Below are 14,762 nucleotides of genomic sequence, written 5' to 3'. Positions count from 1 at the left end.
TTCCCCATCATGACGAATCGCCCCGGCCCGGGGCTTTTCGCCAAAGGAGGATGAAGATGAATGCGACGCGTGTGGACTATCAGCGCTGGATATCGCTCAGACGACGGGTGCCCGCCAATGAGTATCCGGTGCATCCGCTGCCCGAAAAGTTGCCGCGACGCGGATATGTGGTCTGGTTCTACTTCCGCAACGAATTCTTCGGCGCCCATTACGACAAGAAGCTGAACGTCTATGTGAGCGACCACGTCAGGAACCCGTGGGAAGCGTCTTTCCTGGAGACGAAAACCGAAGCGCTCGATATTGCGAGACGCATGGTCTGCCCCTGTCTGGTCCTGTACTCGGCTGGACCGCTGGGATCGGTGAGCGCCGTGGCCTGAGGCATTGGGCGCGCTTGCGGCCATCGGGCATGATGCGCTCGTGGCGCCCCTTCAGTGCCCTGTGGATGTAGGCATCCACGGTGTTGGCGTTCGGCACGACCGTTACCTTCGGATTCCAGAGTTCACCGTCGGCAGCCGCGGCGACGAGGTCCGGCGCATGATGACGTTCGAGGGGAAGGCGTGCTACGCTGCTGCCCGCGCAGTGTCGGGCGAGAATCGATGGCCGGGATCGGGGCCGCGGGCATGGAGTTTCGTGGCGGAAGGGGGCGGTAAACGCAAGATTCTGCGCTCACATGCCGAATTCCCGCAATCCCTCCAGGTCGAGAATCGTCAGCACGCCGTAGTCGACTTTCACCAGCCCCGCCTGTTCGAGCACCTTCAACGCAAGATTCACGCGCTGGCGCGACACGCCGGCGAGATAGCTCAATTCCTCCTGCGAAATCTGCACGGTGTTGTCGTCAGACGGATAGAGATTCGGATTGAACATCGACGACAGCGAGCGCGCGACCCGGGCGTCCGTGTCGAGCAGACGCTCATGCTCGACGGCGGCAATGAACTGCCCCAATCGCTCATTGAGCTGCAGCGTGAGAAAACGATTGAACGGGATGCTGGTGTCGAGCAGCCAGTCGAACGTGGCGATCGGCATGTGCGCGAGCACGGAATCGCGCAACGCCATCACGTCGTACTTCCGGATCTCGTGCTTGAGCACCGACCCTTCGCCGAACCACGCGCCGGCAGGCACTCCCGTGAAGGTGACCGATTTTCCGTTGGCCGAAGCCGTCGTGATCTTGACCAACCCTTCGATGACGCCGAACCACGCATGCGTGGGGTCGCCCTTGCGGCACACGTAACCGCCGTTTTCCACCGGACGCACCTGAATTTCCGCCACGACGCGCGCGCGTTGCTCGGGCGTCAATCCCTGCGCCCATACGCTGCGCTGCAACAAGGTTTCGAGCGACATATAGGGACTTTCCCTTGATTGTCATCCTGGTGACAAACCCGCCGTGAGCCATGAGGTATCTTCGCCTTGCCTGGTAAGCGAGACAAGCACACACGGTGGTCCTGCACGACGCCGAAACACAAGTATAGAAGCTGAGCCTTGCCGGGCATATCGGTAGTCGCAGTAGTCGCTGGCCGCAGGCATGTGTTGTAGCCACCGGTTGAATTCGTAAGATCGCATTCCAAACAAAAAGAGCGTCGCGCGAAAGACGCTGCGAGCCACAAGGAGCGTGCCGCAAGCACGTGCGCCGACCGAGCCACGCCACTTCCCCCTCGACGAACGTCGACAGGTGGCGAGACACAGGAGACTGGCATGCAGGAGCGGACTACCTTCCCGCGATTGTTGTTGGCACACGCCGCGACACGGGGCGCCCGTACGGCGTATCGGGAAAAAGATCTCGGGATATGGCAAAGCTGGAGCTGGCAGGAGGCCGCGCACGAGGTGCGCATGCTCGCCTGCGCGCTTGCGGCGGCGGGCTTCCGGCGGGGCGACAATCTGGCCATCGTCGGCAATAACCGCGTGCGCTTGTACTGGGCGATGACGGCCGCGCAGGCGCTCGGCGGCGTTGCGGTGCCGTTGTATCAGGACGCCGTGGCCGCCGAGATGGCGCACGTGCTCGAAGACGCGGAAATCGATTTCGCCATCGTCGAAGACCAGGAGCAGGTCGACAAGCTGCTGGAGCTGCGCGCACAGGTGCCGCGCCTGTCCCACATCATCTATGAAGACCAGCGCGGCCTGCGCAACTACGACGCGCCCGGCCTGCAATCCTACGCGTCGGCGCTGGAGCAGGGGCGCACGTTCGATGCGCAGCATCCGCGCTATTTCGACGAAGCAGTGGCTGGCGTCGATCCCGACGACACTGCCACCATCCTCTATACGTCCGGCACGACCGGCAAGCCCAAGGGCGTGTGTCACTCGCACGCCGGGCTGATCGGCGCCGCCTACCATGGCAGCCAGTTCGACCGGCTCGGCCCGGGCGACGAAGTGCTGTCGTATCTGCCGATGGCATGGGTCGGCGATCATCTGTTTTCCTATGCGCAGGCACTGGTCGCCGGCTTCACCGTCAACTGCCCGGAATCGCCCGACACGATCGCCACAGACATGCGCGAGATCGGCCCGACGTATTACTTCGCACCGCCGCGCGTGTACGAGAATGTGCTCACGCAGGTCATGATCCGCATGGAAGACGCCAACCGTCTCAAGCGGAAAATGTTCGCGCATTTCATGAATGTGGCGAACCGCTGTGGCGCCGCCGTGCTCGATGGCCGTCCCGTGCCGCTGCTCGATCGTCTGCAGTACGCGCTTGGCAACCTCTGCGTGTACGGGCCGCTGCGCAACACGCTTGGCATGAGCCGCATTCGCACGGCCTACACCGCCGGAGAGGCCATCGGCCCGGATCTGTTCCGGTTCTACCGTGCCATCGGCATCAACCTGAAGCAGTTCTACGGACAGACGGAGACATGCGCTTACGTCTGTCTGCAACCGGATCGTCAGGTGCGGTTCGATAGCGTGGGGCCGGTCGCGCCGGGCATGGAAATCAAGATCGCAGAGAACGGCGAGGTGCTGGTGCGCGGCGTCGGTTTGCTCAAGGAGTACTACAAGCGTCCCGACGCCACACGCGAAGCGCTCGACGAAGCCGGCTACTTCCGCACGGGCGATGCGGGCATCATCGATGCCGACGGCCACCTGCGCATCATCGACCGCGCCAAGGACGTCGGCAAACTTGCCTGCGGATCGCTGTTCGCACCGAAGTACATCGAGAACAAGCTCAAGTTCTTCTCGTACATCAAGGAAGCCGTGGCATTCGGTGACGGTCGCGACGGCGTGTGCGCCTTCATCAACATCGACATGGATGCCGTGGGCAACTGGGCCGAGCGGCAAAACCTCGCCTACGCCGGGTACATCGATCTCGCGGGCAACCCGCTCGTGGCCGAGCTGATTCTCGGTTGCATCGAGCAGGTCAATGCGGATCTCGCCCGCGAGTCGGCGTTCGCCGCCGCGCAGATCCAGCGCTTCGTGATTCTCCACAAGGAGCTCGACCCGGACGACGACGAACTCACGCGCACGCGCAAAGTGCGTCGCGGCTACATCGCGCAGAAATACGGCGAGCTGATCGACGCGTTCTACACGGGCAAGTCGACGCAATTCATCGAGACGCGTGTGAAGTTCGAAGACGGACGCGAGGGCAGCGTGAGCGCCACCCTGACGATTCACCCGGCGCGCGTCGTTGGAGTGCGCGCGCCCGTCGACGACCCTGCGCCTGCGAAATTTCGCTGTGCGGCGTGAGCGATGAAGACCCATTAGCGCCATGCGCACCATGCGCGCGCCCGGACCGCAGAAAACGCAGAAAACGCAGCGACGACGAACCGACCTCAGCCCGGCACTGCCGCAGGAGACGTGATGAGTGAGCACCGCAAGACCGGCGACGTTTTACTCGATTTGCAGCACATCAGCCTGTCGTTCGGCGGGGTGAAAGCGCTGACGGATATCTCGTTCAACGTGATGGCGCACGAGATTCGCGCCATTATCGGTCCCAACGGGGCGGGCAAGAGCTCGATGCTTAACGTCATCAACGGCGTTTATCATCCGCAGCAGGGGACCATCGTCTTTCGCGGCGAAGTCCGTCAGCGCATGCATCCGACGGCAGCGGCGCGTCAGGGCGTGGCGCGTACGTTCCAGAACATCGCGCTGTTCAAGGGCATGTCCGTGCTCGATAACATCATGACGGGGCGCAACACCCGCATGCGCGCCGGGCTGCTCGCCAGCGCGCTCTGGTGGGGCAAGGCACGCCAGGAGGAGAAGGCCAATCGCGCCAAGGTCGAAGAGATCATCGACTTCCTCGAAATCCAGCACATCCGCAAAACACCGGTCGGGCGTCTGCCTTACGGGCTGCAAAAACGCGTGGAACTCGCGCGCGCTCTGGCGGCAGAGCCGGAGTTGCTGCTGCTCGACGAACCGATGGCGGGCATGAACCTCGAAGAAAAGCGCGACATGTGTCGCTTCATCCTCGAAGTGAACGAGGAGTTCGGCACAACGATCGTGCTTATCGAACACGACATGGGCGTGGTCATGGATATTTCCGATCGTGTTGTGGTGCTCGACTACGGCAAGAAGATCGGCGACGGCACGCCGGACGAAGTGCGCGGCGACCCCGAAGTGATCCGCGCCTATCTTGGTGCGGCACACGGCGTGCCGGCGGCGGCATGACATCGCAACGACGGTGCAAAGACAGCGCAGGACCGCTGGCGACGCGTTGACAACCTGGAGACATCGATGCAGTTCTTCTTTGAAATCCTGATCGGCGGCCTGCTCTCGGGCGTGATGTATTCGCTCGTGGCGCTCGGCTTCGTGCTGATCTTCAAGGCGTCCGGGGTGTTCAACTTCGCGCAGGGCGCGATGGTGTATTTCGCGGCATTGTCCGTTGTCGGACTGATGGAGCGTGGCTTGCCGTTGTGGGCGGCGGCCATCGGCGCGTTCGTGGTCATGGTGCTGGTGAGTGTGGCCACGGAGCGCTTCGTGCTGCGCAAGCTCGTGAATCAGTCGCCGATCACGCTGTTCATGGCGACCATCGGGTTGTCGTTCTTTCTCGAAGGCCTGGCGCCGCTGCTGTGGGGCAACGAGGTGCGCCCGTTGTCGCTCGGCATTGTGGATGAACCCATCGAATCGATCATGGCGTCGACGGGCGTGCTGGTGAGCAGCTTCGACCTCGCGGCAGCCGGCATTGCGGCGGTGCTCGTGGCGCTGCTGGCGCTGTTCTTCAAGGCGACGAGCATTGGCCGCGCCCTGCGCGCAGTGGCGGACGACCATCAGGCGGCGCTCTCGCTCGGGATTCCGTTGCAGCGTATCTGGGTGGTCGTGTGGAGTGTCTCCGGCTTTGTGGCGCTCGTAGCCGGCATGCTCTGGGGCTCGCGCAACGGCGTGCAGTTTGCACTGACGATGACCGCGCTCAAGGCGCTGCCCGTGCTCATTCTGGGCGGTTTCACGTCCATTCCGGGGGCCATCGTGGGCGGGCTGATCATCGGGGCTGCGGAAAAGCTTGCGGAGATCTACGTGCCGCAATTACTCCAGGCGCACTTCGGCGGGAATTTCGGCGGCATCGAAGGCTGGTTCCCCTATGTGTTTGCGTTGCTGTTCCTGCTGGTGCGCCCGGAAGGGCTCTTCGGCGAGCGGCACATCGACCGCGTCTGACGACCGGCACTCAATCCGAACATACGCGCAAGCATTCATCGCAGAGGCCATCCATGTTCTATCGCGAAGCCGGGCAGTTCAAGACGTCCTACGTCGCCGACAGTCAGATTTTCCCGATCCGTCAGGATCGGATCGCCGTAGGGACCGTGCTCGTCGTGGCGTTCGGCGTGTTGCCGTGGGTCGCCTCGGAGTACTGGCTCACCGCCATCCTCGTGCCGTTTCTGGTCTTTTCGCTGGCGGCGCTCGGACTGAATCTGCTCACGGGATACGCCGGGCAGTTGTCGCTGGGTACGGCCGCATTCATGGCCGTGGGGGCCTATGCCTCGTACAACTTCCAGCTTCGCATCGACGGGATGCCGATTCTGGCGTCGTTTGCGCTCGGCGGCGTGTGTGCTGCGATGGTCGGCATTGCGTTCGGCTTGCCGTCGTTGCGCATCAAGGGGTTTTATCTGGCGGTGGCCACGCTCGCCGCACAGTTCTTCGTGCTGTGGGTGCTGACCAAATTCCCCTGGCTGTCGAACAACAGCTCGTCCGGCGTGATCACCGCGCAGAAAATCTCGTTGTTCGGTGTGGACGTCGATACGCCGGTGCGCAAGTACCTGTTCGTGCTCGGCGTGGTGAGCGTGATGGCGCTAGTCGCGAAGAACCTGGTGCGCTCGCACATCGGTCGCGCCTGGATGGCGGTGCGCGACATGGACGTGGCGGCCGAGGTCATCGGTATTCCGCTCATGCGCGTGAAGCTGCTCGCGTTCGCCGTCAGTTCCTTTTACTGCGGTGTGGCCGGCGCGCTCTACGCCTACTGTTACCTCGGCTCGGTCGAGCCGGACGGCTTCTCGCTCGATCTGTCGTTTCGCATTCTGTTCATGATCATCATCGGCGGTGTCGGCAGCATTCTCGGTAGTTTTCTGGGCGCCGCCTTCATTCTGCTGCTGCCGATCCTGCTCGACAGCACGTTGCCCACGATCGCGACGTTCCTGCATCTGCCCTTCACCAACGCCACCGTCTCGCATATTCAGTTGATGGTATTCGGCGGTCTCATCATCTTTTTCCTGATTGCCGAACCGCATGGGCTGGCGCGGCTCTGGCAGATAGCCAAGGAGAAGCTGCGCATCTGGCCCTTCCCGCATTGAGGTTTGCCAAACCGGCGTGCACTGCCGGTGCAAGTTCGGTCACACACAAAACCACAGATGGAGACACAGCATGAACACGAAACAGTTGACGGCATCGTTGGGTCTGGCGCTCGCCCTCGGCACGGGGGCGACGGGTTCGGCGTTCGCGCAATCGAACGATCAGTTCATTGCGCTGGCTGACTATCGCGTCGGCCCGTATGGCGCGAACGGGCAGTCGTTCTACGGCGGGTTCATCGATTACCTGCAATACGTGAACATGAAGCAGGGCGGGGTGAATGGCGTCAAGCTCACGTGGGAGGAGTGCGAGACGGAGTACAACAACGCCAAGGGCGTGGAGTGCTACGAGCGTCTCAAGGGCAAGAATCCGGTGACCAAGGGCACTGCGTATCACACGATGGCCACGGGGATCTCCTATGCGCTCATCGACAAGACCGCAACCGATCAGGTGCCGCTCGTGATGATGGGTTATGGTCGTACCGACGCGGTGGACGGCACCGTGTTCCCGTGGGCCTTCCCGCTGGTGACCACGTATCAGATGCAGGCCTCCGCCATCATCAAGTTCCTCGCCGACAAGAACGGCGGCTCGCTGAATGGCAAGAAGATCGTGTTCCTGTACCACGACTCGGCGTACGGCAAGGAGCCGATCGTCGCCATGCAGGCCGAGTCGAAGATCCACAAGTTCAACCTCGTCGAAATTCCCGTGGCTCACCCGGGCAACGAACAGGGCGCGCAGTGGTTGCGCATTCGTCAGGAGAACCCGGACTACGTGGTGTTCTGGGGCTGGGGCGTGATGAATCAGACCGCGCTCAAGGCCGCGCAAAAGGTCGGCTATCCGCGCGAGAAGATCATCGGCAGCTGGTGGGCGGGATCGGAGGAGGACACGATTCCGGCAGGCCCGGCGGCCAAGGGTTACATGAGCGCGACGTGGAACGTGGCGGGCAAGCAGGTGCCGCTCATCGCCGACATCGAAAAGGTGGTCTACGGCGCGGGCAAGGGGAATATGCAGGACCCTTCGAAGGTCGGCTCGGTGCTCTACAACCGGGGGGTGTCCGCTGCGGTGGCAACCGTCGAGGCGCTCAACACGGCCCAGAGCAAATTCGGCAAGGGCAAAGTCTCGACGCCGGTGCAGGTGCGCTGGGGGCTCGAGAACCTGAACATCGACGCCGCGCGTCTCAAGGCGCTCGGTGCGACGGGGCTGCTGCCTGACATCAAGACCAGTTGCGAAGACCACGAAGGCTCGGGCAAGGTGCGCATCCAGCAATGGGACGGCGCCAAGTGGGTCATGGTCTCGGACTGGATCGAAGGCAATCGTCGTCTGATTCACCCGTTGTTCGAAGCGTCGGCCAAGCAATACGCCAAGGAGAAGGGCATTACGCCCGCCTGCTTCAAGGGATGACGAACATGACGGACGGCGTTCCCTCGCGATGCGCTGTGTGGCGCATCGCGAGGGGAGCGCCAGACGTCAGGCCATCCGACAATTGAACGCCGGTCAGCGATCCCGGCAGCACCGATTCCGGAGTCACGCATGGAAGCGAGTTTGCGCGTCAACAATATCGAAGTCATTTACGACCACGTCATTCTGGTGCTCAAGGGCGTGTCCCTGATCGTGCCGGACGGCAAGATCGTGGCCTTGCTCGGGGCCAACGGGGCGGGCAAGAGTACGACGCTCAAGGCCATCTCGAACTTGCTGCACGCCGAGCGCGGTGAAGTGACGAAGGGCACGATCGACTATCGGGGCGAGCGTGTTGAGAAGCTCACACCCAATGGTCTGGTCAAGCGCGGGGTGATTCAGGTGATGGAGGGGCGTCACTGCTTCGGTCATCTGACCATCGAGGAGAATCTGCTCACGGGCGGCTACGTCCGGCACGCATCGCGAAGTGCCCAGCAACATGCCCTTGAGCGCATTTACGCCTATTTCCCGCGCCTGAAGACGCGCCGCAAATCGCAGGCGGGTTACACCTCCGGTGGCGAGCAGCAAATGTGCGCCATCGGGCGCGCGATGATGGCGCAGCCCTCGATGATCCTGCTCGACGAGCCTTCCATGGGCCTCGCGCCGCAGATCGTCGAAGAGATCTTCACCATCGTGCGCGATCTGAACCAACGGGAGAACGTGAGCTTTCTGCTGGCCGAACAGAACACGATGGCGGCGCTGCGTTATGCCGACTATGGCTACATCCTGGAGAACGGACGTGTGGTGATGGACGGCGACGCGAGCGCGTTGCGCGATAACGAGGACGTGAAGGAGTTCTATCTCGGTATCGCCAAGGACGGCGCAAGCAGCGCGGGGAGCTTCCGCAACGTCAAGAGCTATCGACGTCGCAAGCGCTGGATCGCCTGAGTTCGCACGTCGGCGCGGGCCGGCAGCGGCCTGGCTGCCGGACGTGCCAATGCATGAATGCGCCATCACCGCACGGCCCCATAGACCCCTAGCACCTCAATCCCGATCGCTTCTCCGTTGCCATGAACGAATACTTCGATACGCTGGAAACCCGTGCACCGGCGCTTCGCGAGCAAGCCTTGCTTGCCGCCCTGCCGGGACAGGTCGCGCATGCGCGCACGCACGCCGCTTACTTCGCCGAGGCGCTTGAGGATATCGACGCCGGCAAGATCGGTTCGCGCGACGCGCTGGCGCAATTGCCCGTCACCCGCAAGTCCGATCTGGCGGCGTTCCAGCGGCGCAGTCCGCCGCTGGGCGGGCTGAACGCCACGCCGGTGAGCGGGCTGGCACATGTTTATCAGTCCCCGGGGCCGATCTACGAACCGGACGGCCGTGGCAGCGACTGGTGGCGCTTTGCCCGCGCCATGTTCGCCGCAGGCTTGCGGGCGGGGGATCTGGTCTACAACACCTATTCTTATCACTTCACGCCCGCCGGCATGATGATCGAGACAGGCGCGGCGCGGCTCGGTTGCTGCGTGTTTCCCGCCGGCGTCGGACAGACGGAATTGCAGCTGGAGGCGATTCGTCACCTGCGTCCGGTGGCCTATGCCGGAACGCCGTCGTTCCTCAAGATTCTCATCGAGAAGAGCGAGGCGGCGGGGGCCGACATCAGCAGCATTCGGCGCGCGACCCTCTCCGGCGAGGCGTTGCCGCCATCGTTGCGCGAGTGGTTCAACGGCAAAGGCATTACGGCCCGGCAGTTGTACGGTACGGCAGATCTCGGTCTGATTGCGTTCGAGAGCGACGCGCAAGCCGGGCTGATCGTCGACGAGAATGTCCTGGTCGAACTGGTGGAGCCGGGCGGCACGAAGCCGGTCGCCGAGGGGGAGGTCGGCGAAGTCGTCGTGACGAACTTCAATCCGGACTACCCGCTGATTCGTTTTGCCACGGGCGACCTGTCGGCCGTGGAGGCGGGTATCAGCCCGTGTGGCCGCACGAACATGCGGCTCAAGGGCTGGCTGGGGCGTGCCGATCAGACCGTCAAGGTGCGCGGCATGTTCGTGCATCCGGGGCAGATTGGCGAGATCGGCAGACGCTATCCGGAACTGGTCCGGGTGCGTTTGCGCGTGGAGGGGCGGGTCGGGGACGACCGGATGCGCCTGCTGTGCGAAACGACGGACGCCCCGCCCGAGGGATTGGCCGCTCGTGTGCAGGAGACGTTGCGCGACGTGACGCGACTGCGCGGCGAAGTCGATTTCGTGGCGGCCGGATCGTTGCCAACCGATGGCAAGCTCGTGGAAGACGCGCGGGCGTACGACTGAGTCGGGACCCACCGATGACAGTACGGCGCGCGGTGCAACGCCATGCGCGCGCCTTCTGTTTTGGAGGGGGATGCTTCGCTTCCTGTTCGGTCTGGCCGGGCCTGTCCCGCGAGACGCTCAGACCTTCGATAACCCCGGCCTTGCCGGGCATCGTCAATGACTTCCGGCCGGTCGTGACGTGCCGCGCGGCATGACAGGTCACGCCGCCCCGATTTGCGCGATGGCAATGCGTGCGGCCTTGCGCACTTCGGGGTCGGCGTCGGCGAGAGCGGCTTCCAATACCGGCAGTGCCGAAACGTCACCGATCTCGCCAAGCGACAATGCGGCTTCCTTGCGCACGTTGCTGATCGGAAACGTGAGCAGCGCGCTCACCGAGGCGGTGCTCGCGGGGAGCTTCAGCCGGCCGAGCGCCCGAGCGGCCTGCAACGTGACCTGCCAGTAGTCGTCGTCGAGCGCGAACGCCAGCGCGTCGCGCGCAGCGGTCAATCGCAGTTTTCCCAGTGTCGCTGCGGCCTCTTCGCGGACCTGCCATTCCCCGTCTTGCAGCGCGCCAATCAGCGTGTTCAACACGCTGTCGTCGGCGGCAAACCCCAGGGCGCCCGCCGCCGCCTTGCGCACCTCGGGCGCAGGATCCGTGCGCACCAGGGCGGCCAAGGCGGGCAGGGCGGCGGTGTGTCGCAACCATCCCAGCACGCCCACCGCTTCGCGACGCACGGCAGGCGACGTATCGCGCAGGGCGTCGAGTGCCGGTGATGCGCTTTGGGCAAGGCGCAGTTCGCGCAATCCCCGCAGCAAGGCGGTGCGCGCAAAGGTGTCGTGCTCCGCGTGCAGACGTTGCACCAGCGTTGCGCCGAGATCGGCCTGTTTGAGCGCGGACAGGCTCTCGGCAGCGCCGACGCGTGTGGCTTCGTCGGCATCGTGCAGCGCGTCGCACAGCGCTGCCACTACGTCGACGGTCTCCCATCCGGCAAGGCGCTCGGCGGCGGTGCGGCGCACATGGGCATCGAGGTCGTGGCGAAGCCGCTCGACAAGCAACGGCAGCCACGCATCGTCCTCCAGTTCGGCGACCTCGAGTATGGCGAGGCGTCGCACGGTGGCGTCATCGTGAGACAGGCGTGCCAGCAATTCGGCATTGGAGGCGTCGGCGGTATCGAAGTCGAGGGCGTCGCGAGACGCAAGGGAAGACGTCATGAGGCAAGGGGGGCGGAGGAGGATCGAAGGTCGCCCAGCGGGTTGAGTCGCGCAGCGGGCAGGGGGCTTTGCTGATGGCGCAGTCTTGCGAGCAGATGGCGTTTGAGTGCGACGAATTCGGGTTGCGTCACGAGATCCTGTTCGTCGTCGCGCAGGCGCGGTCTGGCGAACGGCACGCGAATGTCGTCGATGATCGTGCCCGGCCCGGGGCTCATCACGAGTACGCGATCGCCGAGAAAGAGCGCTTCATCGATGTCATGTGTCACGAACACGACCGTGGGGCGTTGCACGCTCCACACGTCGAGCAGCAGCGCCTGCATCATGGCTCGGGTCTGCGCATCCAACGCACCGAAGGGCTCATCCATGAGCAGGACACGCGGCTCCGTAATCATCGCGCGGGCGATTTCCGCGCGTTGCTGCATGCCGCCGGAGAGCTGTGACGGATAGCGTTGTGCGAAGTTGCCGAGCCCCACACGTTCGAGCCATTGAGCCGCGAGCCGGCGACGTGTGGATTTGTTCACGCCCTGCATCTTCAGGCCAAATGCCACGTTCTCGAGCGTCTTGCGCCAGGGAAACAGCGTGTGGTGCTGAAACACCATGCCGCGCTCGGGGCGAGGCCCGTCGATGGGCGCGCCGTCGAGCGTCGCACGGCCGTGACTCGGTGCAATGTGTCCGGCCAGCACACCGAGCAGCGTGGATTTGCCGCATCCCGACGGGCCCAGCAGGCAGACGAACTCGCCCGGCGCGATGTCGATGCTGACATCCTGGACCGCGACAAAGCGCCGCTCGCGTTCGCCCAGCGTAATGCGAACGTTCTCGATGGCGACATGCCCGCCGACGCGATCGGAGCGAAGCGAATTCATCGACGCTCTCCGCTTGAATGGCGCCAGGGCGTGAGGCGCTCGCCGATGACTTTGACCACTGCGCTACTGCCCATGCCGAGCAAGCCGATGACGAGCATGCCCACCACGATATCGGGGTAGCGTTGCACGGTATAAGACTCCCACGTGTAGTAACCGATGCCGAATTGCCCGGAGATCATTTCAGCGCTCACGAGGCAGAACCACGACGTGCCCATGCCGATGGCCAGCCCGGTGACGATGCCGGGCGTGGCGCCGGGCAGCACGACTTCGCGCAGCACGCCCCAGCGCCCGGCCCCCAGACTGCGCGCCGACGCGACGAGGCGGGCATCCACCGATTCCGTACCGTGAATGGTGCCCAGCAGGATCGGAAAGAATGCGCCCGTGAACGTGATGAAGATCATTGGCAGTTCGGCGGACGGAAACATCAGGATCGCCAGTGGAATCCACGCGACTGCGGGAATCGGGCGCAACACCTCGAGCGGCGGCAGCAGCGCAATGCGTGCCCACGACGAGCGTCCGATGGCAAGGCCGCACACGATGCCCGTGGCCGCCGCGATCAGATAGCCCCAGGCCACGCGCTGGAGGCTGCTTGCGAGGTGACGCGCGAGCTTCGGCGATTGCAGCAGCGACCAGGCGGCGTCGAGCGTCTGCGAGGGAGAGGGGACGTTCTCGAAATTCACGATGCCCAGATGGATCCGATGCGTCGTCATCCAATGCCAGAGCGCCACGCATAGCGCGAGCGATATGCCTTGCAGCGCCACCTTGAACGACCTGCCGCCGACGAGGGGGCGGCCACTTGGCGCTGTGGGCGCCGTACGCGCGAGCGCGATCTCGGATACCAGGTTCGATGTCATGACTGCCCCTTAGCGCGCGGCGAGCGGTGCAGGCTGGCGTGCACCTGCGAAGTCGACGACCTGCGCACCGTGCTTGTCGGCCCAGGCCTGTGCTTGCTGTTTGAGCAAAAAGGCGCTCAATCGACCCTGCTTGTCGCGGGCGAACCACGCCTGATCGCCCAGCAGCTTGATGCCGGAGTCGCGATCCTGCACGTAGAAGGCCCGCACCGGCTTGTTGTCGTGCGACAGCCTGGCGAGCGCCTCGAAGGCTGCCTCAGGCGACGCGTAGTTGCGCACCTTCGGCTCGCCGCGCACCCAGATCTGGGCGACGCGCTCGACCTGGGTAATCGCCTTGCCCGTCGCAGCATCGTTGGCCTTGAGGGGCAACTGGGCGTAGTTGCGCAGTGCGGCGTCGTAGTCGAGTTTCTCGGCTCTGAACGCGGCGCGCACGTAGCGATCGTCGATGACGGCATTGGCGTCGAAGCTGCCTTCGGTACGATTGAGCAACTTGAGGGTGTCGAACGACGTCTGGACGGCCTTGCGATACTCCGGCTTCCACGTGAGGTCCCGGGTTTGCAGCCCGAGCGGGCCGTGGAACAGGTAATCGACCTCAGGCTCCACGCCGGTCACCCTGGCGATCAGCTCGCTGTACTTTTCCGGCTCGGCGTCGATCAGGCGATTGGCCTCGATGACGGCACGAAGGTACGCCACGACGACTTCGGGATAGCGCTCGGCGTAGGCTTTTTCCACGAGCGTGCCATGCAGTGTCGGCGCATTGGCCTGAGCGCCGTCGTAAATCTTGCGGGCAAATCCGCGGTACGGAAACAGCTCGGCGAAGGGGACGAAGTCGGCGTGCGCCTCGATCTTGCGCGCCTGCAACGCCGGACCCGCGACTTCCGGGGCTTGCGTGATGATGTTCACGTCCTTGTCCGGATCCCAGCCTTGCGCCGCGACCGCGCGCAGCAGCATGCCATGGGCGGTCGACGCGAATGGTACGGAGATGGTTTTGCCCTTGAGGTCGGCGAGCGACTGCGCCGGTGAGTCGGTCGGCACGACGATGCCGTTGCCGCTGCCGCGCACACTGCCCGAAAGCACGTTGATGAAGACGGTGGGCTTGCCGGCTTTGGTCGTGGCGACAATGTTGTTCACGCCCGGGAAGTCAGCCATCGATCCGAAGTCCAGCTTGCCCGCAACCATCTCGTTGGTGATCGGTGCGCCGCTGGTAAAGTTCTTCCATTGCACGTCATACGTCACGCCCGCGTATTTGCCGTCGTGCGGCAGATACTTTTCGAGCAGCTTCAGTTCGCGGATCAATGCGCCGCCCGTGGCGGTGTTGATCGTGGTGTCCTGGGTGCCGATCGCCACCCGGACGGTTTCGGCGTGCGCACCGACGGCGAGCAGCGCCGCGAGCGCGAATGTGCTGAGGTGAAGGCGAGTCATCGGGTCATCCTTTTTTTGCGTGGTGGTGTGTGCGCGCCTTT

13 protein-coding genes are annotated in these 14,762 nt (G+C 63.9%); 8 read left to right on the top strand and 5 right to left on the bottom strand.

Translation table 11 applies throughout. From position 1 onward, the window contains the following. Positions 1 to 56 precede the first annotated feature (56 nt). On the top strand, positions 57 to 377 hold the full coding sequence (locus UC34_RS15460; RefSeq protein WP_150622243.1) for a hypothetical protein: 321 nt from the start codon (positions 57 to 59) through the stop codon (positions 375 to 377). Between the two features lie 289 nt (positions 378 to 666). Here UC34_RS15460 and panV read toward each other — a convergent pair whose 3' ends face one another. Beyond that, complete coding sequence (gene panV, locus UC34_RS15455; RefSeq protein WP_044456243.1) at positions 667 to 1,338, bottom strand: pandorabactin biosynthesis transcriptional regulator PanV; 672 nt, start codon at positions 1,336 to 1,338, stop codon at positions 667 to 669. Positions 1,339 to 1,689: 351 nt separating this feature from the next. On the opposite strand from panV, the gene UC34_RS15450 reads away from it, so the two are divergent. The 7 genes from UC34_RS15450 (at position 1,690) to UC34_RS15420 (ending at position 10,394) form a co-directional block, all read left to right on the top strand. Beyond that, positions 1,690 to 3,663 (top strand): AMP-dependent synthetase/ligase, encoded by a 1,974-nt coding sequence (locus tag UC34_RS15450; protein WP_044456242.1) that lies wholly within the window; start codon positions 1,690 to 1,692, stop codon positions 3,661 to 3,663. Between the two features lie 114 nt (positions 3,664 to 3,777). Beyond that, positions 3,778 to 4,584, top strand: a complete 807-nt coding sequence (locus UC34_RS15445) for an ABC transporter ATP-binding protein (RefSeq protein ID WP_044456241.1) — start codon at positions 3,778 to 3,780, stop codon at positions 4,582 to 4,584. Positions 4,585 to 4,650: 66 nt separating this feature from the next. After that, the gene (locus tag UC34_RS15440) at positions 4,651 to 5,565 is read left to right on the top strand and encodes a branched-chain amino acid ABC transporter permease (RefSeq protein ID WP_044456240.1); all 915 of its coding nucleotides are present in this window, start codon (positions 4,651 to 4,653) and stop codon (positions 5,563 to 5,565) included. 53 nt (positions 5,566 to 5,618) lie between these two features. Next, complete coding sequence (locus tag UC34_RS15435) at positions 5,619 to 6,695, top strand: branched-chain amino acid ABC transporter permease (RefSeq protein WP_044456239.1); 1,077 nt, start codon at positions 5,619 to 5,621, stop codon at positions 6,693 to 6,695. Between the two features lie 70 nt (positions 6,696 to 6,765). After that, entirely contained in the window at positions 6,766 to 8,091 is a 1,326-nt protein-coding gene (locus UC34_RS15430) for an ABC transporter substrate-binding protein (RefSeq protein ID WP_044456238.1), read from the top strand. Between the two features lie 129 nt (positions 8,092 to 8,220). Beyond that, complete coding sequence (locus UC34_RS15425; RefSeq protein WP_044456237.1) at positions 8,221 to 9,033, top strand: ABC transporter ATP-binding protein; 813 nt, start codon at positions 8,221 to 8,223, stop codon at positions 9,031 to 9,033. A 122-nt stretch (positions 9,034 to 9,155) separates the two neighbouring features. Beyond that, the gene (locus tag UC34_RS15420; RefSeq protein ID WP_044456236.1) at positions 9,156 to 10,394 is read left to right on the top strand and encodes a phenylacetate--CoA ligase family protein; all 1,239 of its coding nucleotides are present in this window, start codon (positions 9,156 to 9,158) and stop codon (positions 10,392 to 10,394) included. A 198-nt stretch (positions 10,395 to 10,592) separates the two neighbouring features. Here the strand turns inward: UC34_RS15420 and UC34_RS15415 are convergent, their stop codons facing one another. From UC34_RS15415 to UC34_RS15400, 4 genes are read right to left on the bottom strand one after another with little or no spacing between them, the layout of a single operon-like run. Continuing rightward, complete coding sequence (locus UC34_RS15415) at positions 10,593 to 11,585, bottom strand: HEAT repeat domain-containing protein (protein ID WP_044456235.1); 993 nt, start codon at positions 11,583 to 11,585, stop codon at positions 10,593 to 10,595. Next, positions 11,582 to 12,448 carry an ABC transporter ATP-binding protein gene (locus UC34_RS15410; protein ID WP_084070690.1) on the bottom strand — a complete coding sequence of 289 codons (867 nt, stop codon included), beginning with the start codon at positions 12,446 to 12,448 and terminating at the stop codon, positions 11,582 to 11,584. Before UC34_RS15410 ends, UC34_RS15415 begins: the two co-directional genes overlap by 4 nt. Then, positions 12,445 to 13,302, bottom strand: a complete 858-nt coding sequence (locus UC34_RS15405; protein ID WP_063389844.1) for an ABC transporter permease — start codon at positions 13,300 to 13,302, stop codon at positions 12,445 to 12,447. The genes UC34_RS15410 and UC34_RS15405 overlap by 4 nt, the downstream gene beginning before the upstream one ends. A 9-nt stretch (positions 13,303 to 13,311) precedes the next feature. Beyond that, positions 13,312 to 14,721 (bottom strand): ABC transporter substrate-binding protein, encoded by a 1,410-nt coding sequence (locus tag UC34_RS15400; protein WP_044456233.1) that lies wholly within the window; start codon positions 14,719 to 14,721, stop codon positions 13,312 to 13,314. Positions 14,722 to 14,762 lie beyond the last annotated feature (41 nt).

It is taken from the genome of Pandoraea vervacti, assembly GCF_000934605.2.
GTDB classification, from domain to species: domain Bacteria; phylum Pseudomonadota; class Gammaproteobacteria; order Burkholderiales; family Burkholderiaceae; genus Pandoraea; species Pandoraea vervacti.
The sequence above is the reverse complement of the archived record's forward strand: the minus strand, read 5'-3'. Positions and strand labels throughout refer to the sequence as shown.

Bases quoted from the DNA above. Each gene is read 5' to 3' on its own strand.
- UC34_RS15460 (WP_150622243.1), top strand. From the start codon at position 57: ATGAATGCGACGCGTGTGGACTATCAGCGCTGGATATCGCTCAGACGA.
- panV (WP_044456243.1), bottom strand. From the start codon at position 1,338: ATGTCGCTCGAAACCTTGTTGCAGCGCAGCGTATGGGCGCAGGGATTG.
- UC34_RS15450 (WP_044456242.1), top strand. From the start codon at position 1,690: ATGCAGGAGCGGACTACCTTCCCGCGATTGTTGTTGGCACACGCCGCG.
- UC34_RS15445 (WP_044456241.1), top strand. From the start codon at position 3,778: ATGAGTGAGCACCGCAAGACCGGCGACGTTTTACTCGATTTGCAGCAC.
- UC34_RS15440 (WP_044456240.1), top strand. From the start codon at position 4,651: ATGCAGTTCTTCTTTGAAATCCTGATCGGCGGCCTGCTCTCGGGCGTG.
- UC34_RS15435 (WP_044456239.1), top strand. From the start codon at position 5,619: ATGTTCTATCGCGAAGCCGGGCAGTTCAAGACGTCCTACGTCGCCGAC.
- UC34_RS15430 (WP_044456238.1), top strand. From the start codon at position 6,766: ATGAACACGAAACAGTTGACGGCATCGTTGGGTCTGGCGCTCGCCCTC.
- UC34_RS15425 (WP_044456237.1), top strand. From the start codon at position 8,221: ATGGAAGCGAGTTTGCGCGTCAACAATATCGAAGTCATTTACGACCAC.
- UC34_RS15420 (WP_044456236.1), top strand. From the start codon at position 9,156: ATGAACGAATACTTCGATACGCTGGAAACCCGTGCACCGGCGCTTCGC.
- UC34_RS15415 (WP_044456235.1), bottom strand. From the start codon at position 11,585: ATGACGTCTTCCCTTGCGTCTCGCGACGCCCTCGACTTCGATACCGCC.
- UC34_RS15410 (WP_084070690.1), bottom strand. From the start codon at position 12,448: ATGAATTCGCTTCGCTCCGATCGCGTCGGCGGGCATGTCGCCATCGAG.
- UC34_RS15405 (WP_063389844.1), bottom strand. From the start codon at position 13,302: ATGACATCGAACCTGGTATCCGAGATCGCGCTCGCGCGTACGGCGCCC.
- UC34_RS15400 (WP_044456233.1), bottom strand. From the start codon at position 14,721: ATGACTCGCCTTCACCTCAGCACATTCGCGCTCGCGGCGCTGCTCGCC.